Here is an 18,174-nt window from a genome sequence, read left to right as displayed (position 1 = left end):
AATGGGACGGCACGCACCGTCCCATTGCATAAACAGAGATGGGAGTAAAAAGAGCATGCCTAAGTACCGTTCCGCCACCACCACACATGGCCGCAATATGGCGGGCGCCCGCGCGCTGTGGCGCGCAACCGGGATGACCGATGCCGATTTCGGCAAACCAATCATCGCCGTTGTTAACTCCTTTACCCAGTTTGTTCCAGGGCACGTGCATCTGCGCGATCTCGGCAAACTGGTTGCCGAGCAGATTGAAGCTGCGGGCGGCGTCGCTAAAGAATTCAACACCATCGCGGTGGATGATGGGATCGCCATGGGTCACGGGGGTATGCTCTATTCACTGCCATCCCGCGAGCTCATCGCCGATTCAGTCGAGTACATGGTTAACGCCCACTGCGCCGATGCCATGGTCTGTATCTCCAACTGTGACAAAATCACCCCGGGGATGCTGATGGCCTCCCTGCGGTTGAATATTCCGGTGATCTTTGTTTCCGGCGGCCCGATGGAGGCCGGGAAAACTAAGCTGTCTGACAAAATCATCAAGTTGGATCTGGTTGATGCCATGATTCAAGGGGCAGACCCGAAAGTCTCTGACGATCAGAGCGAACAGGTAGAGCGTTCCGCCTGTCCGACCTGCGGTTCGTGCTCGGGTATGTTCACCGCGAACTCAATGAACTGCCTGACCGAAGCATTAGGCCTGTCGCAGCCGGGTAATGGTTCTCTGCTGGCGACCCATGCCGACCGTAAAGCGCTGTTTCTCAACGCCGGTAAACGTATCGTTGAACTGACCAAACGCTACTACGAGCAGGACGACGCTTCCGCGCTACCGCGCAATATCGCCAGCAAGGCGGCATTTGAAAACGCCATGACTCTCGATATCGCAATGGGCGGCTCAACCAATACCGTACTGCACCTGCTGGCGGCGGCGCAGGAAGCCGAAATCGACTTCACCATGAGTGATATCGACAAGCTGTCCCGCAAAGTGCCGCAGCTGTGTAAGGTGGCGCCGAGTACGCAAAAATACCATATGGAAGACGTGCACCGCGCCGGTGGCGTGCTGGGTATCCTCGGCGAGCTGGATCGCGCGGGGTTACTCAACCGCGAGGTTAAAAACGTCCTTGGCCTGACGCTGCCGCAGACCCTGGAACAGTACGATGTGATGGTGACCCAGGACGACGCGGTGAAAAAAATGTTCCGCGCCGGTCCGGCGGGGATCCGTACTACCCAGGCGTTCTCGCAGGATTGCCGCTGGGATACGCTGGATGACGATCGCGCTGAGGGATGTATCCGTTCTCTGGAACATGCCTACAGTAAAGACGGTGGCCTGGCAGTACTGTACGGTAACTTTGCCGAAAACGGCTGTATCGTCAAAACCGCTGGCGTCGACGATAGCATCCTGAAATTTACCGGCCCGGCGAAAGTTTATGAAAGCCAGGACGAAGCGGTTGAGGCGATCCTCGGCGGCAAAGTCGTGGAAGGCGACGTCGTGGTTATTCGCTATGAAGGGCCTAAAGGCGGGCCGGGAATGCAGGAGATGCTCTATCCGACCACCTTCCTCAAGTCCATGGGTCTTGGCAAAGCGTGCGCGTTGATCACCGATGGCCGTTTCTCCGGTGGCACCTCCGGGCTTTCCATCGGCCACGTATCGCCGGAAGCCGCGAGCGGCGGCAACATCGCTATCATCGAAGATGGCGACATGATTGCTATCGATATTCCGAACCGCGGTATCCAACTGCAGCTCAGCGATGCCGAAATCGCCGCCCGTCGCGAAGCGCAAGAAGCGCGTGGCGATAAGGCGTGGACGCCGAAAGACCGCGAGCGCCAGGTCTCCTTCGCGCTGCGCGCTTACGCCAGCCTCGCGACCAGTGCCGACAAGGGCGCCGTGCGCGATAAATCAAAACTTGGGGGTTAATCATGGCCGAGTCGCAACCCCTATCCGCCGCCCCTGAGGGGGCGGAGTATCTCCGGGCGGTACTGCGCGCGCCGGTTTATGAAGCGGTGCAGAAAACCCCGCTGCAAAAAATGGACAAGCTCTCTTCGCGTCTCGATAACGTTATCCTGGTGAAACGCGAAGACCGCCAGCCGGTGCATAGCTTTAAGCTGCGCGGCGCCTACGCGATGATGTCCGGCCTGACGGCGGAACAAAAATCAAATGGTGTGATCACCGCTTCGGCGGGTAATCATGCGCAGGGTGTGGCGTTTTCCGCTTCCCGGCTGGGTGTTAAGGCGCTGATCGTGATGCCGGTAGCGACCGCCGATATCAAAGTCGATGCCGTTCGCGGCTTTGGCGGCGAAGTGCTACTGCACGGCGCCAACTTTGACGAAGCGAAAGCCCGCGCGATCGAGCTGGCGCAGCAGCAGGGTTTTACCTGGGTGCCGCCGTTCGATCACCCGATGGTTATCGCCGGTCAGGGAACGCTGGCGCTGGAGCTGCTGCAGCAGGATGCCCACATTGACCGCGTATTCGTCCCGGTTGGCGGCGGCGGTCTGGCGGCAGGCGTGGCGGTGCTGATCAAGCAGCTGATGCCGCAGATTAAAGTGATAGCGGTGGAAGCGGAAGACTCGGCGTGTCTGAAGGCGGCGCTGGATGCCGGCCACCCGGTGGATCTGCCGCGCGTCGGTTTGTTCGCTGAAGGCGTGGCGGTGAAGCGCATCGGCGATGAAACGTTCCGTGTATGCCAGGAGTATCTGGACGACATCATCACCGTCGATAGCGATGCTATCTGCGCGGCGATGAAAGATCTGTTCGAAGATGTGCGGGCGGTAGCGGAGCCCTCCGGCGCGCTGGCGCTGGCAGGGATGAAAAAGTATATCGCCCAGCATAATATCCGCGGTGAGCGTCTGGCTCACATCCTGTCCGGCGCCAACGTCAACTTCCACGGACTGCGCTACGTTTCGGAGCGTTGCGAGCTCGGGGAGCAGCGCGAAGCGCTGCTGGCGGTGACGATACCGGAAGAGAAAGGCAGCTTCCTTAAGTTCTGTCAGCTACTAGGCGGCCGTTCGGTTACCGAGTTCAACTACCGTTTTGCCGATGCCAAAGATGCCTGTATTTTCGTTGGCGTGCGGCTGAGCCGCGGGTTGGATGAGCGCAAAGAGATCCTCGATCTGCTAAGCGAAGGCGGCTACAGCGTGGTCGATCTTTCCGATGACGAAATGGCGAAACTGCACGTGCGCTATATGGTCGGCGGACGACCGTCTAAACCGCTGCAGGAGCGCCTGTTTAGCTTCGAGTTCCCGGAATCGCCTGGCGCGCTGCTCAAGTTTCTGCACACCCTGGGCACCCACTGGAATATTTCGTTGTTCCACTATCGCAGCCACGGCACCGATTTTGGCCGCGTTCTGGCGGCGTTTGAGCTTGGCGAGCATGAGCCGGACTTCGAAACCCGTCTTAATGAACTGGGCTACGAGTGTCATGACGAAACCCATAACCCGGCGTTCCGCTTTTTCCTCGCGGGCTAGTGGTTAGGCAGTATTTTCCAGAACGCATCAATAAGCGGCTCGTACAGCCGCTTTTTTTGTGCGCAGACGCCCAGCTCAAATGGCGTTTTCTCATCGCTGCGATCGAGGATCATCACGCGATTACGTACCGGCTCGGGGCTGTTTTCCAGCACCACTTCCGGCAGTAGCGCCACGCCGCAGCCGAGGGCGACCATAGATACCATGGCTTCATGGCCGCCGACGGTGGCGTAAATGGATGGATTGCTGATTTTATGGCGGCGGAACCACAGCTCGATGCGGCGGCGCACCGGCCCCTGATCGGCCATGATAAACGGCACCGTTGCCCAGTCGGGATGCTCGACTGTGACTTGATTGCGCACCGGGCAGGGTAACGCCGGGGCAATCAGCACCACCGCAAGATTTTCCAGCATCGAAAACGCCACCGAGCCCGGCAGCGTCTCCGGCTTACCAGCAATGGCCAGATCGGCTTCTCCAGTGACCACTTTTTCCATCGCATCAGCGGCGTCGCCGGTCGATAACTTTATCTCTACCGAAGGATGCGCGGCGCGAAAGCGGTCGAGAATCGGTGGCAGATGGCTGTAAGCGGCGGTCACGGAGCAGAAAATATGTAGCTCGCCGGAGAGTGACGGCCCCTGCTGGTCGATGGCGTGGCGCAGTTGCTGATACTGCAATAAAGTCTGCTGGGCAAAGGTGCGGAGTTCTTCGCCGGCCTCGGTTAGGGTCACGGTGCGATTATCGCGAACGAACAGCGGCTGGCCGAGGTCCTCTTCCAGGCGTTGAATCTGCCGCGAAAGCGTGGAGGGACTGACATGCATAGCCCGCGCGCTGCGGCCAAAATGGCGGCTTTCCGCCAGATGCAGAAAGGTTTTCAGATCGCGTAAATCCATGGCTCAATCCCCTGAGAATAACGTTGCAGTTATTGCAATGTGATGTTGTGAATATATCAATTTTCGCAACGAAATTCCTGTCATATAGTGGGTTCATTCTCGCAAAACGCGAACCGAACAATAAGCACGACAACACAACATCACGAGGTATCACCATGGCTAACTACTTCAACACACTGAATCTGCGCCAGCAGCTGGCTCAGCTGGGCAAATGCCGCTTTATGGGGCGCGATGAATTTGCCGATGGCGCAAGCTATCTTCAGGGTAAAAAAGTAGTCATCGTCGGCTGTGGCGCGCAGGGCTTGAACCAGGGTCTGAACATGCGTGACTCCGGCCTGGATATCTCCTATGCGCTGCGTAAAGAAGCGATCGCCGAGAAGCGCGCATCCTGGCGTAAAGCGACGGAAAACGGCTTCAAAGTGGGTACCTATGAAGAGCTGATCCCGCAGGCTGACCTGGTCGTCAACCTGACTCCGGACAAACAGCACTCTGACGTTGTGCGTTCCGTACAGCCGCTGATGAAAGACGGCGCGGCGCTGGGTTACTCCCACGGCTTCAACATCGTTGAAGTGGGCGAGCAGATCCGCAAAGACATCACCGTGGTGATGGTGGCGCCTAAGTGCCCGGGTACCGAAGTTCGTGAAGAGTACAAACGCGGTTTCGGCGTACCGACGCTTATCGCCGTCCACCCGGAAAACGATCCGAAAGGCGAAGGCATGGCGATTGCCAAAGCCTGGGCAGCGGCGACCGGCGGCCATCGTGCGGGCGTTCTGGAATCCTCCTTCGTGGCGGAAGTGAAATCTGACCTGATGGGCGAGCAGACCATCCTCTGCGGCATGCTGCAGGCGGGTTCTCTGCTGTGCTTCGATAAGCTGGTGGCTGAAGGTACCGATCCGGCCTACGCGGAAAAACTGATTCAGTTCGGTTGGGAAACCATCACCGAAGCGCTGAAGCAAGGCGGTATCACCCTGATGATGGATCGCCTGTCTAATCCGGCGAAACTGCGCGCTTACGCACTGTCCGAACAGCTGAAAGAGATCATGGCGCCGCTGTTCCAGAAACATATGGATGACATCATCTCCGGCGAATTCTCTTCCGGCATGATGGCTGACTGGGCGAACGACGACAAAAAACTGCTGACCTGGCGTGAAGAGACCGGTAAAACCGCGTTCGAAACCGCGCCGCAGTATGAAGGTAAAATCGGCGAGCAGGAGTACTTCGATAAAGGCGTACTGATGATTGCAATGGTGAAAGCGGGCGTTGAACTGGCCTTCGAAACCATGGTTGATTCCGGCATCATCGAAGAGTCCGCTTACTATGAATCGCTGCACGAGCTGCCGCTTATCGCCAACACAATCGCCCGTAAGCGTCTGTATGAAATGAACGTGGTTATCTCCGATACCGCAGAATACGGTAACTATCTGTTCTCTTATGCATGCGTACCGCTGCTGAAAGAGTTCATGACCACTCTGCAGACCGGCGACCTGGGCAAAGCGATTGCCGAAGGCGCGGTAGATAACGCTCAGCTGCGCGACGTGAATGAAGCGATTCGCAGCCACGCTATCGAAGCGGTGGGTAAAAAACTGCGCGGGTATATGACCGATATGAAGCGTATCGCGGTTGCCGGCTAATAAAACAAAAGGTGCGGGCGGATGCCCTCACCCCAACCCTCTCCCACAGGGAGAGGGGGCAAACATTAAAGGCCTTCTCTTTGAGAAGGCCTTGTTGTTTATTTCCGGTACAGCACTTTGATGATGTGGTAACCGAACTGGGTATGCAGCGGGCCGGTTGGCTCCAGTTCCGGGCAGGAGAAGACCACTTTATCGAATGCCGGAACCATCTGGCCCTGGCGGAATTCGCCCAGATCGCCGCCGCGTTTTCCTGACGGGCAGATAGAGTGTTTTTTTGCCAGCTTGCCGAAGTCGGCGCCGTTTTTGAGCTGCTCAAGCAGATCGAGAGCCAGTTTCTCTTCTTTTACCAGGATATGCAGTGCTGCCGCTGTTTTAGCCATGATTGCGCCTTGATTGAGTTGGGATAAATCAGGGCGCCATAGTAACACGCGCTAGCGGCGATACAGCACCTTGATGATATGGTAGCCAAATTTGGTTTGTACCGGGCCATAGGGTTTGAGCAGCGGACAGCTGAACACGGCTTTATCAAACGGAGCGACCATCGCGCCGTGCTGGAACTCCCCCAAATCGCCGCCATGGCGTCCGGACGGACATTTTGAGTAGCGCTTCGCCAGATGATCGAAGCTGACGCCCCGTTCCAGCTTGGCGAGGATCTCGTGTGCCAGTTTTTCTTCTTTGACCAGAATATGCAGGGCCGCTGCGCTTTTTGCCATTACCGGAGCCTCGGGATGAATTGCGTGGCTGACACTTTACCATCAGCCGGTAAATCTCGGCCTCGCTTTCTGCTACAATCCACACCCCGTTCGAAGATTGAGCAATATTCCCATGCGTTTAAACCCTGGCCAACAACAAGCCGTCGAATTCGTTACCGGACCGTGCCTGGTGCTGGCGGGCGCCGGTTCCGGTAAGACCCGCGTTATTACAAATAAAATCGCCCACCTGATCCGCGGCTGCGGCTATCAGGCGCGCCATATCGCGGCCGTCACCTTTACTAACAAGGCCGCGCGCGAAATGAAAGAGCGCGTCGGGCAAACGCTGGGGCGCAAAGAGGCGCGCGGGCTGATGATTTCCACCTTCCACACCCTGGGGCTGGATATCATCAAACGCGAATACGCCGCGCTGGGAATGAAATCCAACTTTTCTTTGTTCGATGATACCGACCAGGTCGCGCTGCTGAAAGAACTCACCGAAGGGTTGATCGAAGATGACAAAGTGGTGTTGCAGCAGCTGATCTCGACGATCTCCAACTGGAAAAACGATCTGAAAACGCCGGCGCAGGCGGCGGCTGGCGCGAAAGGCGAACGGGACCGCATCTTCGCCCACTGCTATGGGCTCTATGATGCGCATATGAAGGCCTGCAACGTCCTCGATTTTGACGACCTGATCCTGCTACCGACGCTGCTGCTGCAGCGTAATGAAGAGGTGCGCGAGCGCTGGCAGAACAAGATCCGTTACCTGCTGGTGGATGAGTATCAGGATACCAACACCAGCCAGTATGAGCTGGTGAAGCTGCTGGTGGGGCAGCGCGCGCGCTTTACCGTGGTGGGTGATGATGACCAGTCGATCTACTCATGGCGCGGCGCGCGGCCGCAGAACCTGGTGCTGCTAAGCCAGGATTTTCCGGCGCTGCAGGTGATCAAGCTTGAACAGAACTACCGTTCATCAGGGCGTATTCTGAAGGCCGCCAATATTTTGATCGCCAATAACCCACACGTCTTTGAAAAGCGGCTGTTCTCTGAACTTGGCTACGGCACCGAGCTGAAAGTGCTCTCCGCCAATAACGAAGATCATGAAGCGGAGCGCGTCGCTGGCGAACTGATAGCCCATCACTTTATTAATAAAACCAACTACAAAGATTACGCCATCCTTTATCGCGGTAATCACCAGTCGCGGGTTTTTGAAAAGATGCTGATGCAAAACCGCATCCCGTACAAAATCTCGGGCGGCACGTCGTTCTTTTCGCGCCCGGAAATTAAAGATTTGCTGGCCTATCTGCGCGTACTTACCAACCCGGATGACGACAGCGCCTTCCTGCGCATCGTCAATACGCCGAAACGCGAGATTGGCCCGGCGACCTTGCAAAAGCTGGGCGAATGGGCGATGAGCCGTAACAAAGGCTTATTCACCGCCAGCTTTGATATGGGGTTAAGCCAGACGCTGACCGGGCGCGGGTATGAATCTCTCACTCGTTTCACCCATTGGCTGCGGGAAATTCAGCAACTGGCCGAGCGTGAACCGGTCAATGCCGTGCGGGATTTAATTCGCGGGATTGATTATGAGTCCTGGCTATATGAAACCTCGCCGAGCCCGAAAGCCGCGGAAATGCGGATGAAAAACGTCAACCAGCTGTTCACCTGGATGACCGAGATGCTGGAAGGCAGTGAGATAGACGAGCCGATGACGCTGACGCAGGTGGTTACCCGCTTTACCCTGCGCGATATGATGGAACGCGGCGAATCGGATGAAGAGCTGGATCAGGTGCAGTTGATGACCCTGCATGCCTCAAAAGGGCTGGAGTTCCCGTATGTTTACCTGGTAGGAATGGAAGAGGGATTGCTGCCGCATCAGAGCAGTATTGATGAAGATAACGTCGATGAAGAACGGCGGCTGGCCTACGTCGGTATCACTCGCGCCCAGAAAGAGCTGACTTTCACGTTGTGCAAAGAGCGCCGACAGTATGGCGAGCTGGTGCGCCCGGAACCGAGCCGTTTCCTGCTCGAGCTCCCGCAAGACGATCTGATTTGGGAGCAGGAGCGAAAAGTCATCTCTGCGGAAGAACGCATGCATAAAGGCCAGGCCAACGTCGCGAATATCAAGGCGATGCTGGCGAAGGCGAAAAAGGGCTAACGCTTCAGGCGACAAACTGCTGCCAGGCGGTGGAAAATGGCATCACCAGCAGCAGTGACGGTAGCATGTTGGCGGTAGGGAAATGGCGCATACCGCAAAGCCGAAAACCGGTCGCCAGCATAATAATTCCGCCGCAAGCAGTAAAATCAGCGATCATCGATGGGCTTATCAACGTCATAATAAACGTGGCGGCGAAGAACAGAATCACGAAGATGATCAACTGGGGAATAAAAATCGCGGTGATAATGTAGCCCAGCGTGGACGCGAAAATAGCGGCGGTGAAAAAGTCGAGTATCGACTTGGTCAGCAGAATGGTCGGGTCGCCGGTCATCCCTTCGGTTAGGGCGCCAAAAATACCGGTACCGCTGGCGCAGAAGAGGATCAGCACCGCGATAAACTGGTTCATAAAATCCCCGGCTTCTACGCCTGCGTTGTTTTGAGCTGGAAAAATACGCTCGATGGGCGTGCGTAGTTTGGTGCCCGCCCGCTCAATCCACTTCTCAATATTCAACAGGCCGCCAATAATAGTGCCGATAATCATCGCCAGCGCAATGGGTGGCAGATTGATGAGTTTGTTAAGGAAGAACACGCCCATACTGATAGAGATTAAACCGGAAATAAGCGGTAGCGTTTTCTTAAAGTGATCCGGGATAAATCGGTTGAGTGAGGCGCCTGCAATCGCGCCGACGAGTAATGAACCGCTGCAAACAAAAATACCTACCGGCATAGTATATTCTCCCTGTAATAAAATCAGGGCCTGAGAACAGGCCCTGTCGATTTATTTTTTATTATTTGATATTAAATACGCGGCTGGCATTGCCCCAGGCTATTTTATCTTTCAGCCCCGCATCCATTTCTAACGGATCAAACCAGTCGCAGGCCTGATGAATATCTTCATAAGGGTAATCTACGGAGAACATCACGCGATCGGCACCCATTACTTCAATCGCATTATTTAGCGAGTGAGTATTAAAATGACCGCTGGTGGTGACAATAAAGTTATTTTGCAGATAGTGCATTAACGGTTTTTCCGCCTTACCCAAACCGCAGCCGAAACGCTGACGATAGAGGCGATGCTGAGTGCGCGGCAGCATGTGTACCAGCCCTTCACCGAGGTGTCCCAGCACCAGGTTAAGATTCGGATAACGGTCGAACAGGCCGCTCATCATCAGGCGAATAGCGTGAACGGCGGTTTCCTGCGCAAAGCCCCAGGCGGAACCGATCAGGCTTTCGTAACCGGTATAAATCCCGCGCGCCGGGCCTTCCAGCGGTTCACGCGGATGCAGGTACACCGGCACGTTTAGCTCGTTAACTTTATCCCAGAATACCAACATGGATTCATCATCAAGATACAGGCCATGTTCGCTGTCTTTGACGTTGGTATAGCCGTTAATCAGCGCGCCTTTCATGCCCAGTTTTTTCACCGCGCGCTCCAGCTCTTCCGCCGCTGCTTCCGGGTTTTGTAACGCCAGCGTGGCGAACGCGCTAAATTTATCTGGATTCGGTTTTACATAATTATCAACAATAAAATCATTAGTGTCGCGAGCGAAAGAGACCGCTTTAGCTTTATCTAAAATAGATTGCGCACCGGGCGAAGTCAGAGAAAGAATGACGTGGTCAATATTACGTTGCGCCATCTCTTCGAGCTGAATGCTGCGGTCAAGCAGACGGCGTTCAACGTCTTGCATATATTCGCTACCGTTACGATTAGCTTCGCCGGTCGAATCCCACAAACGATTATTTTCAGGAGTAGATACATGTTCTTCTAAAGCGATTTTTCCGCGCATGATAGGTTCCTCTATTTATTCTGTCGATATGAACTGATGCGAGGAGATTAAAATGTTTGACGTATTGACAGCAATAAACCAAATAGAATACGGCGTATCAGGAATACTAATACAGCCGATTCTTTGATGATTTAAATGTTAATAGAACCACCTGAGGCGGCAAGGGCTACAATCTGCGTGCGCAGCCAGATATGCCCGGGATCGCGGTGCAGGCGCTGGTGCCAGACCTGGCGAATCGCGATGTTAGCCAGTGAGAAAGGCAGTGGCCAGCTGCGGCAGGGGTAACGTCTGGTGATATGGCGCGCCAGCTGTTCTGGCACCACCGCCAGCATCTCGCTGCCGGCGACCAGCTCGCCCGCGCCTAAAAAGCTGGGCAGCGTCAATGCGATGCGCCGCGGCATACTGTGTTCCGCGAGCAGTTTATCAATATCACCGTGGGCGGTGCCGTTGACGCGAACCGCAAGATGCTTTTCCTGACGCCAGTCTTCGGCGCTGAACCGATGACGAATGCGCGGGTGATTTTCCGCTGCCAGACACACATACGATTGATCGAACAGATGCTGCTGATAGACGCTATCCGGCAACTGGGTAAGATACCCGATCGCCAAATCACATTTCCCGGATTCCAGCGCGCTAAGCGTTTGATCGTCAATATTCAGCACCGTAAAAGTGATGCCGCTGGCTTCCAGCCGCTGGAGCTGGCTTTGCAGCAAAGGAAGAAGCGTCATCTGGCTGATATCGGTCATGCCGATGGTGAAGTTACGGTTGCTCTCCTGCGGAATAAATTCCGGCTTAGCCGCCAAATCGGTATCGACCATTTGCAGCAGAGTAAAAATGGTGGGGGCGATAGCGTCCGCGCGCGGCGTTGGCGCCATTCGTTGACCAACGCGCACAAACAGCGGGTCGTCAAAGTGCTCGCGTAGCTTTTTTAGCAGCAGGCTACCGGTTGGCTGGCTGATATCGAGCGCTTCCGCCGCCGGAGAGACATTCCCCAATCGGTAGAGCGCGGAGAAAAAGCGTAGTGATTTGAAATCCAGTTCTTCCCGCATGCGCCCTCCTGGCCGGAAATTACCTCGCCGCGTCGTCGTCGATCAGCAGCGCCCAGTGGACATAACTTTGCCACTGGCACTCTTGCTCGACCATTTCCCGGCCCAGCGGGTGTTCTTCCAGCCAGTCATCCGGCAGCGTCAGCGTCAGTTTTTCGTCGTCGGCGGTAAGCTGGATGGTTGGCAGGAGATCGTCGCGCCGGCGGCTGGCAAACAGAATCGCCAGTCGCAGCAGGCGACACAGATGTTCGGCAACGCGCGGCGGTACCGCGTTTTGCTGATGGAGCGAAGAAAGATCGATGGCGTTAGTCTGGTTGAGCAGCAGCGTGGCGATGAGCTTCTTTTGCGCCGGGGTAAAACCGGGCAGGTCGAGGTTATTGACCAGATAGGCGGCGTGCTGCGGCGCGCGTTTGAAATCGACGCTCAGGCCAATTTCATGCAGCGCGCAGGCGCTGACGAGTAAATCGCGGCTTAGCGGATCCAGCTCCCAGCCGCTGTCCAGTTGATCCACCAGATGGGTGGCCAGATTCGCGACCCGTTGCGCCTGCTCGGTATCGATCATAAAACGTCGCTGAATATTACGCAGCGTGCGGCTACGAATATCCTGATCGACGGAAAGGTGCAGCATGCCGTAGACCAGCCCTTCGCGTAATGCGCCGCCTGCCAGCGTCATGCACTGAATATTCAGTTCGCTAAAGATAGCAATCAGAATGGCCAGGCCGCTCGGAAAAACCAGTGCGCGTTCGAGCGTCAGCCCTTCGATTTCCAGCTCTTCAAGCCGACCGCACTGGATAGCGCGCTGCCTAAGCTGCTGCAGTTTGCTGAGGGTGATGCGTTCATCCATTCCCTGCGCCATCATGATTTCCTGCAGCGCCTGCACGGTGCCTGAGGCGCCAACGCACACTTTCCAGCCGTGGTAGCGCAGGACATCAGCGATCGGACGCAGCACATCGCGCGCCGCCGCTTCAGCGAGATCGAAGTTTTCTTTAGTCAGGCTACGGTCGGCGAAGTAGCGTTCAAGCCAGGTGACGCAGCCCATCGACAGGCTGAACAGAGAAGTGGTTTGCGCGCCGGTGCCGGTCACCAGTTCGGTGCTGGCGCCGCCGATATCCACCACCAGGCGCTGATCGGCGCCGCCGGTGGTATGGGCTACACCCTGGTAGATCAGGCGGGCTTCTTCTTCACCGCTAATCACCTGGACGGGGCAACCGAGGATTTCCTGCGCTTTCGCCAGAAACTCGCCGGCGTTGACCGCCAGCCGCAGGGTGGCGGTAGCGACGACGCGAATTTGCGCTGAAGGAATATCCTGCAAACGCTCGGCAAACAGGCGTAAGCACTGCCAGCCGCGCTCCATCGCTTCCGCGGAGAGCGCATTATCGCTATTCAGGCCAGCGGCCAGACGCACCTTGCGCTTAATGCGGCTCAGCGTTTGAATACTGCCGGCCACCTCGCGCACCACCAACATATGAAAACTATTGGAGCCAAGGTCGATGGCGGCATACAGCGAGGTGGAACTCATACTCTTCATCTTTCAGGCCGCTCCTGTGTCGACTGGGCGTCGTTGCCCATTCCACTTACCTGAACGCATTGCCTGGGATTATCTCCATGGCGCATCCTGAAAGATTTCGCGTATGGCATAGATGTTAACCTGAACGACGACGATTACGTGGCGGGCCGTTACGGCGCGGGCCATTACCTGGGCGGGTGCGCGTCAAACGCAACGGCTTAGGTAAGTCGGTCATGAGCGCGTCCGGATTGTACTTGCTGACTGGGATCGAATGGCCGATATAGGTTTCGATTGCCGGCAGGTTCAGCGCGTACTCTTCGCAGGCCAGGCTAATAGAATGCCCGCTTGCGCCCGCGCGGCCGGTACGGCCGATACGGTGAACATAGTCTTCGCAGTCATCCGGCAGGTCATAGTTAAAGACATGGGTGACGGCTGGGATATGCAGGCCGCGAGCGGCTACGTCGGTCGCAACCAGAATATCGAGATCGCCGCGGGTGAACTCTTCGAGAATACGCAGGCGTTTTTTCTGCGCTACGTCGCCGGTCAGCAGGCCGACGCGATGTCCGTCTGCGGCCAGATGGCCCCAGATATCTTCGCAGCGATGCTTGGTGTTGGCGAAAACGATAGCGCGGTCGGGCCACTCTTCTTCCAGCAGCGTCTGCAGCAGGCGCATTTTTTCGTCGTTGGAAGGGTAGAACAGCTCTTCTTTAATACGGTGGCCGGTTTTCTGTTCCGGTTCGACTTCAACGTACTCGGCGTTGTTCATCTGTTCGAACGCCAGTTCGCGTACGCGATAAGACAGCGTAGCGGAGAACAGCATGTTCAGGCGCTGAGTGGCTGGCGGCATGCGGCGGAATAGCCAGCGGATATCTTTAATAAAGCCGAGATCGTACATGCGATCGGCTTCGTCCAGCACGACAACCTGAATGGCGCCGAGGTTAATATGGTTTTGTTTGGCGTAATCGATCAGGCGACCGGTGGTGCCGATCAGAATATCGACGCCGCTTTCCAGCACTTTCAGCTGTTTATCGTAGCCGTCGCCGCCATAAGCCAGGCCCAGTTTCAGGCCCGTTGCCTGCGCCAGCGGTTCGGCGTCTGCGTGAATCTGCACCGCCAGCTCGCGCGTCGGCGCCATGATCAGCGCGCGCGGTTGGTTAACCTGGCGGTCTGCGATGGCCGGGTGAGAGAGAAGATAATGAAACGTTGACGTCAGAAACGCCATCGTTTTACCGGTACCGGTTTGCGCCTGCCCGGCGACATCGCGACCTTCCAGCGTTAGCGGAAGGGCGAGAGCCTGAATGGGTGTGCAATTATGAAACCCTTTTTTTTCAAGGGCTTCGACAACTGCCGGGTGCAGGGCGAAGTCGGAAAACTTCTGTTCTGTCAAATGTGTTTTGCTCATAGTGTGGTAGAATATCAGCTAACTATTGCATTAAGAAAGCGTATCCGGTGAAATAACGTCAACCTTTCGTTGGCGATATACGAAATTATTCAAGGTGCGTCTCCGGCTACTGAACGGATCCCGGAAAGCTTAGACTACTAAGCGCAACGGGGGCGGTAAATCTGCCGCAGGTAGATTTGCAGACAGTGCGCTTAAGCATCGGCGGTGGTGGTCCATGGTGGATCCATTTCCGCAGGTAGCTTATAAAAGAGGCATCCTGAAGAATAGCGTGCATAACGTAGCATCAACACGTCGTTGATGACTGCGACACCAACACACCAGGCTTATTCCTGTGGAGTTATATATGAGCGATAAAATTATTCACCTGACTGACGACAGTTTTGACACGGACGTACTCAAGGCTGACGGGCTGACCCTCGTCGATTTCTGGGCAGAGTGGTGTGGTCCGTGCAAAATGATCGCCCCGATTCTGGATGAGATCGCTGAAGAGTATCAAGGCAAACTGACCGTGGCTAAACTGAACATCGATCAGAACCCGGGCACGGCGCCGAAGTACGGCATCCGCGGCATCCCGACGCTGCTGCTGTTCAAGAACGGCGAAGTCGCGGCGACCAAAGTCGGCGCGCTGTCCAAAGGCCAACTGAAAGAGTTCCTCGACGCCAACCTGGCGTAATCGGTTTGCCATTCCGGCGTCCGGATTCCTATTTTTTGTGGAACTCTGGACGCCCGGCCTGAGTCGTGCTAAGTTAATTCCAGACTTCGTTTTAAACATACCTATTGTTTGAATCTTGTTTTACCCAAAGCGTCCCGCAGACTATGCGCGTGAGGCTAATAATTCTGGGCTTATCACTCATTCCGTCTTGTCGTTTCAGTTCTGCGTTCTTTCCTGTGACCAGGCAACGTACAGACACGAGATGAAGCCGCTAACAGGCATGGATGTTCCTGCCATACCATTCACAACATTAAGTTCGAGATTTACCCCGAGTTTAAGAACCCACACCACTATGAATCTTACCGAATTAAAGAATACGCCGGTTTCTGAGCTGATTACTCTCGGCGAAAATATGGGGCTGGAAAACCTGGCTCGTATGCGTAAGCAGGATATTATTTTTGCCATCCTTAAGCAGCATTCAAAGAGTGGCGAAGATATCTTTGGCGATGGCGTACTGGAGATACTGCAGGATGGATTTGGATTCCTCCGCTCAGCAGACAGCTCCTACCTCGCCGGTCCAGACGACATCTACGTATCCCCCAGCCAAATCCGCCGCTTCAACCTCCGCACTGGTGACACCATCTCCGGTAAGATTCGTCCTCCTAAAGAGGGTGAACGTTACTTCGCGCTGCTGAAAGTTAACGAAGTTAACTACGACAAGCCGGAAAACGCGCGTAATAAGATTCTGTTCGAGAACTTAACGCCGCTGCACGCGAATTCGCGCCTGCGTATGGAGCGTGGTAATGGTTCTACCGAAGACTTAACCGCTCGCGTACTGGATCTGGCATCGCCGATTGGTCGCGGCCAGCGTGGCCTGATCGTCGCGCCGCCGAAAGCCGGTAAAACCATGCTGCTGCAGAACATCGCGCAGAGCATCGCGTACAACCATCCTGACTGCGTGCTGATGGTGTTGCTTATCGACGAACGTCCGGAAGAAGTAACCGAGATGCAGCGTCTGGTTAAAGGCGAAGTTGTTGCTTCTACCTTTGACGAACCCGCATCTCGCCACGTGCAGGTTGCCGAAATGGTTATCGAGAAAGCGAAACGTCTGGTTGAGCACAAAAAAGACGTTATCATCCTGCTCGACTCCATCACCCGTCTGGCCCGTGCCTACAACACCGTGGTTCCGGCTTCCGGTAAAGTACTGACCGGTGGTGTGGACGCCAACGCCCTGCATCGTCCGAAGCGCTTCTTCGGTGCGGCGCGTAACGTGGAAGAGGGCGGCAGCCTGACCATTATCGCTACCGCGCTTATCGATACCGGCTCTAAAATGGATGAAGTTATCTACGAAGAGTTCAAAGGCACCGGTAACATGGAACTGCACCTCTCCCGTAAGATTGCGGAAAAACGCGTCTTCCCGGCTATCGACTACAACCGTTCCGGTACCCGTAAAGAAGAGCTGCTGACCACCCAGGAAGAGCTGCAGAAAATGTGGATCCTGCGCAAAATCATCCATCCAATGGGTGAAATCGACGCAATGGAGTTCCTCATTAATAAGCTGGCGATGACCAAAACTAACGACGACTTCTTCGATATGATGAAGCGTTCGTAAGACGGAATACGCCGAAAAAACGCCACGCGATTGCGTGGCGTTTTGTTTTGTAGCTTTGTATGATCCAGGCGGGAAAAGCGCCGCTAGCGTTGCCGTATGATATGCGCGGCGGGTAAGGCAGAAAGGACTTTAACAGTCTAAAATATATACAATAAATTTGTAATGTTCTGCTTTTCCCCTTCAGGAGTGGAGACATCATCGTTATACTCCCCGGATTAACTATGCTGAGAGCACATGTGTTGTGAATTTACTCACTGCTATTACTGAATTAATCAGTGTTTTCTTATTCACGACCCTCTTTATATTTGTTGCCCGTAAAGCAGCGAAAAAAATTGGGTTAGTGGATAAGCCAAACTATCGGAAACGGCATCAAGGTTTGATTCCGTTAGTTGGTGGTATCTCAGTTTATGCCGGTATTTGTTTTACCTTTGCGATTGCCGATTATTATATCCCTCATGCCACGCTGTATCTGGCCTGCGCGGGCGTGCTGGTGTTGGTCGGCGCATTAGATGACCGATTTGATATCAGCGTAAAAATTCGTGCGGTTATTCAGGCCGCGATAGCCGTTATCATGATGACGGCGGGTAATCTGCATCTCAGCAGTCTCGGCTATATTTTCGGTTCGTGGGAGTTAGTCCTCGGCCCATTTGGTTTTTTCCTCACCCTTTTCGCCGTTTGGGCGGCAATCAACGCCTTCAATATGGTAGATGGCATTGACGGACTGCTCGGCGGGTTATCGTCCGTCTCCTTTGCCGCAACCGGCATCATCCTGTGGTTTGACGGCCAGTACAGCCTGGCAATGTGGTGTTTTGCGATGATTGCCGCCATTCTGCCCTATATTTTACTTAATCTCGGCGCGCTTGGACGTCGCTATAAAGTGTTTATGGGTGATGCCGGCAGCACCATGATTGGCTTCACCATTATCTGGATCCTGCTGGAAACGACGCAGGGCAAAACGCATCCCATCAGCCCGGTGACGGCGCTGTGGATTATTGCGATTCCATTGATGGATATGGTGGCGATTATGTATCGCCGCCTGAGAAAGGGGATGAGCCCATTCTCGCCAGACCGTCAGCATATTCATCATTTGATCATGCGTGCCGGGTTTACTTCCCGGCAGGCCTTTGTCCTGATTACGCTGGCTGCCGCTTTATTGGCGCTGGTCGGCGTAGTGGCGGAATACACCCGTATTGTTCCTGAATGGGTGATGTTAATACTCTTTTTGTTTGCTTTTTTACTTTATGGCTACTGCATTAAGCGCGCATGGAAAGTGGCGCGTCTGGTTAAGCGCATTAGACGCAGAATTCGGCGACACAGCGGCAATAATCCAAATTTAACCAAGTAAAACTG

The 18,174-nt window shown here is 55.1% G+C and carries 16 protein-coding genes; 8 read left to right on the top strand and 8 right to left on the bottom strand.

Going from position 1 to position 18,174, the window contains the following annotated elements; translation table 11 throughout:
• Positions 1-55: 55 nt before the first annotated feature.
• On the top strand, positions 56-1,906 hold the full coding sequence (ilvD, locus tag ABLV78_RS25135) for a dihydroxy-acid dehydratase (RefSeq protein ID WP_047045666.1): 1,851 nt from the start codon (positions 56-58) through the stop codon (positions 1,904-1,906).
• Between the two features lie 2 nt (positions 1,907-1,908).
• Positions 1,909-3,453, top strand: coding sequence for a threonine ammonia-lyase, biosynthetic (gene ilvA, locus ABLV78_RS25130; protein ID WP_015368895.1), 1,545 nt, complete (start codon positions 1,909-1,911; stop codon positions 3,451-3,453).
• Here ilvA and ilvY read toward each other — a convergent pair.
• Positions 3,450-4,340, bottom strand: a complete 891-nt coding sequence (gene ilvY, locus ABLV78_RS25125) for an HTH-type transcriptional activator IlvY (RefSeq protein ID WP_015703964.1) — start codon at positions 4,338-4,340, stop codon at positions 3,450-3,452. The genes ilvA and ilvY overlap by 4 nt on opposite strands.
• A gap of 155 nt (positions 4,341-4,495) precedes the next feature.
• On the opposite strand from ilvY, the gene ilvC reads away from it, so the two are divergent.
• The gene (ilvC, locus tag ABLV78_RS25120) at positions 4,496-5,971 is read left to right on the top strand and encodes a ketol-acid reductoisomerase (RefSeq protein WP_015703965.1); all 1,476 of its coding nucleotides are present in this window, start codon (positions 4,496-4,498) and stop codon (positions 5,969-5,971) included.
• A 98-nt stretch (positions 5,972-6,069) separates the two neighbouring features.
• On the opposite strand, the gene ppiC (ABLV78_RS25115) is transcribed toward ilvC, so the two are convergent.
• Both ppiC (ABLV78_RS25115) and ppiC (ABLV78_RS25110) read right to left on the bottom strand, forming a co-directional pair.
• Complete coding sequence (gene ppiC, locus ABLV78_RS25115; RefSeq protein WP_002883180.1) at positions 6,070-6,351, bottom strand: peptidylprolyl isomerase PpiC; 282 nt, start codon at positions 6,349-6,351, stop codon at positions 6,070-6,072.
• 51 nt (positions 6,352-6,402) lie between these two features.
• Positions 6,403-6,684, bottom strand: coding sequence for a peptidylprolyl isomerase PpiC (gene ppiC, locus ABLV78_RS25110; protein WP_047045670.1), 282 nt, complete (start codon positions 6,682-6,684; stop codon positions 6,403-6,405).
• 112 nt (positions 6,685-6,796) lie between these two features.
• Here ppiC (ABLV78_RS25110) and rep point away from each other — a divergent pair, with 112 nt between their 5' ends.
• Positions 6,797-8,818 (top strand): DNA helicase Rep, encoded by a 2,022-nt coding sequence (gene rep, locus ABLV78_RS25105; RefSeq protein ID WP_015368891.1) that lies wholly within the window; start codon positions 6,797-6,799, stop codon positions 8,816-8,818.
• 4 nt (positions 8,819-8,822) lie between these two features.
• On the opposite strand, the gene ABLV78_RS25100 is transcribed toward rep, so the two are convergent.
• From ABLV78_RS25100 to rhlB, 5 genes are all read right to left on the bottom strand, one after another.
• Positions 8,823-9,545, bottom strand: a complete 723-nt coding sequence (locus tag ABLV78_RS25100; RefSeq protein WP_047045672.1) for a DUF554 domain-containing protein — start codon at positions 9,543-9,545, stop codon at positions 8,823-8,825.
• 61 nt (positions 9,546-9,606) lie between these two features.
• Positions 9,607-10,605 carry an amidohydrolase family protein gene (locus ABLV78_RS25095; protein ID WP_047045675.1) on the bottom strand — a complete coding sequence of 333 codons (999 nt, stop codon included), beginning with the start codon at positions 10,603-10,605 and terminating at the stop codon, positions 9,607-9,609.
• Between the two features lie 131 nt (positions 10,606-10,736).
• The gene (locus ABLV78_RS25090; RefSeq protein WP_047045678.1) at positions 10,737-11,654 is read right to left on the bottom strand and encodes a LysR family transcriptional regulator; all 918 of its coding nucleotides are present in this window, start codon (positions 11,652-11,654) and stop codon (positions 10,737-10,739) included.
• A gap of 19 nt (positions 11,655-11,673) precedes the next feature.
• Entirely contained in the window at positions 11,674-13,179 is a 1,506-nt protein-coding gene (gppA, locus tag ABLV78_RS25085) for a guanosine-5'-triphosphate,3'-diphosphate diphosphatase (protein WP_165430614.1), read from the bottom strand.
• Between the two features lie 115 nt (positions 13,180-13,294).
• Positions 13,295-14,560 (bottom strand): ATP-dependent RNA helicase RhlB, encoded by a 1,266-nt coding sequence (gene rhlB / locus ABLV78_RS25080; RefSeq protein WP_015368886.1) that lies wholly within the window; start codon positions 14,558-14,560, stop codon positions 13,295-13,297.
• Positions 14,561-14,903: 343 nt separating this feature from the next.
• Between rhlB and trxA the strand changes: the two genes are divergently transcribed.
• From trxA to wecA, 4 genes are all read left to right on the top strand, one after another.
• The gene (gene trxA, locus ABLV78_RS25075) at positions 14,904-15,233 is read left to right on the top strand and encodes a thioredoxin TrxA (protein ID WP_002883224.1); all 330 of its coding nucleotides are present in this window, start codon (positions 14,904-14,906) and stop codon (positions 15,231-15,233) included.
• 143 nt (positions 15,234-15,376) lie between these two features.
• Positions 15,377-15,478 (top strand): rho operon leader peptide, encoded by a 102-nt coding sequence (locus tag ABLV78_RS25070; protein WP_131631697.1) that lies wholly within the window; start codon positions 15,377-15,379, stop codon positions 15,476-15,478.
• 86 nt (positions 15,479-15,564) lie between these two features.
• On the top strand, positions 15,565-16,824 hold the full coding sequence (gene rho / locus ABLV78_RS25065) for a transcription termination factor Rho (RefSeq protein WP_002883293.1): 1,260 nt from the start codon (positions 15,565-15,567) through the stop codon (positions 16,822-16,824).
• Positions 16,825-17,065: 241 nt separating this feature from the next.
• On the top strand, positions 17,066-18,169 hold the full coding sequence (gene wecA, locus ABLV78_RS25060) for a UDP-N-acetylglucosamine--undecaprenyl-phosphate N-acetylglucosaminephosphotransferase (RefSeq protein WP_015368885.1): 1,104 nt from the start codon (positions 17,066-17,068) through the stop codon (positions 18,167-18,169).
• Positions 18,170-18,174: the final 5 nt, after the last annotated feature.

The organism is Klebsiella sp. CN_Kp075 (genome assembly GCF_040065055.2).
Taxonomy (GTDB): domain Bacteria; phylum Pseudomonadota; class Gammaproteobacteria; order Enterobacterales; family Enterobacteriaceae; genus Klebsiella; species Klebsiella aerogenes.
The sequence above is the reverse complement of the archived record's forward strand: the minus strand, read 5'-3'. Positions and strand labels throughout refer to the sequence as shown.

Excerpts from the sequence above, each read along its gene's own strand:
- rho (WP_002883293.1), top strand. The coding sequence starts at position 15,565 with ATGAATCTTACCGAATTAAAGAATACGCCGGTTTCTGAGCTGATTACT.
- ilvD (WP_047045666.1), top strand. The coding sequence starts at position 56 with ATGCCTAAGTACCGTTCCGCCACCACCACACATGGCCGCAATATGGCG.
- ppiC (WP_047045670.1), bottom strand. The coding sequence starts at position 6,684 with ATGGCAAAAAGCGCAGCGGCCCTGCATATTCTGGTCAAAGAAGAAAAA.
- ABLV78_RS25090 (WP_047045678.1), bottom strand. The coding sequence starts at position 11,654 with ATGCGGGAAGAACTGGATTTCAAATCACTACGCTTTTTCTCCGCGCTC.
- ppiC (WP_002883180.1), bottom strand. The coding sequence starts at position 6,351 with ATGGCTAAAACAGCGGCAGCACTGCATATCCTGGTAAAAGAAGAGAAA.
- ABLV78_RS25095 (WP_047045675.1), bottom strand. The coding sequence starts at position 10,605 with ATGCGCGGAAAAATCGCTTTAGAAGAACATGTATCTACTCCTGAAAAT.
- gppA (WP_165430614.1), bottom strand. The coding sequence starts at position 13,179 with ATGAAGAGTATGAGTTCCACCTCGCTGTATGCCGCCATCGACCTTGGC.
- rep (WP_015368891.1), top strand. The coding sequence starts at position 6,797 with ATGCGTTTAAACCCTGGCCAACAACAAGCCGTCGAATTCGTTACCGGA.
- rhlB (WP_015368886.1), bottom strand. The coding sequence starts at position 14,560 with ATGAGCAAAACACATTTGACAGAACAGAAGTTTTCCGACTTCGCCCTG.
- ilvC (WP_015703965.1), top strand. The coding sequence starts at position 4,496 with ATGGCTAACTACTTCAACACACTGAATCTGCGCCAGCAGCTGGCTCAG.
- ABLV78_RS25100 (WP_047045672.1), bottom strand. The coding sequence starts at position 9,545 with ATGCCGGTAGGTATTTTTGTTTGCAGCGGTTCATTACTCGTCGGCGCG.
- ABLV78_RS25070 (WP_131631697.1), top strand. The coding sequence starts at position 15,377 with ATGCGCGTGAGGCTAATAATTCTGGGCTTATCACTCATTCCGTCTTGT.
- ilvA (WP_015368895.1), top strand. The coding sequence starts at position 1,909 with ATGGCCGAGTCGCAACCCCTATCCGCCGCCCCTGAGGGGGCGGAGTAT.
- ilvY (WP_015703964.1), bottom strand. The coding sequence starts at position 4,340 with ATGGATTTACGCGATCTGAAAACCTTTCTGCATCTGGCGGAAAGCCGC.
- trxA (WP_002883224.1), top strand. The coding sequence starts at position 14,904 with ATGAGCGATAAAATTATTCACCTGACTGACGACAGTTTTGACACGGAC.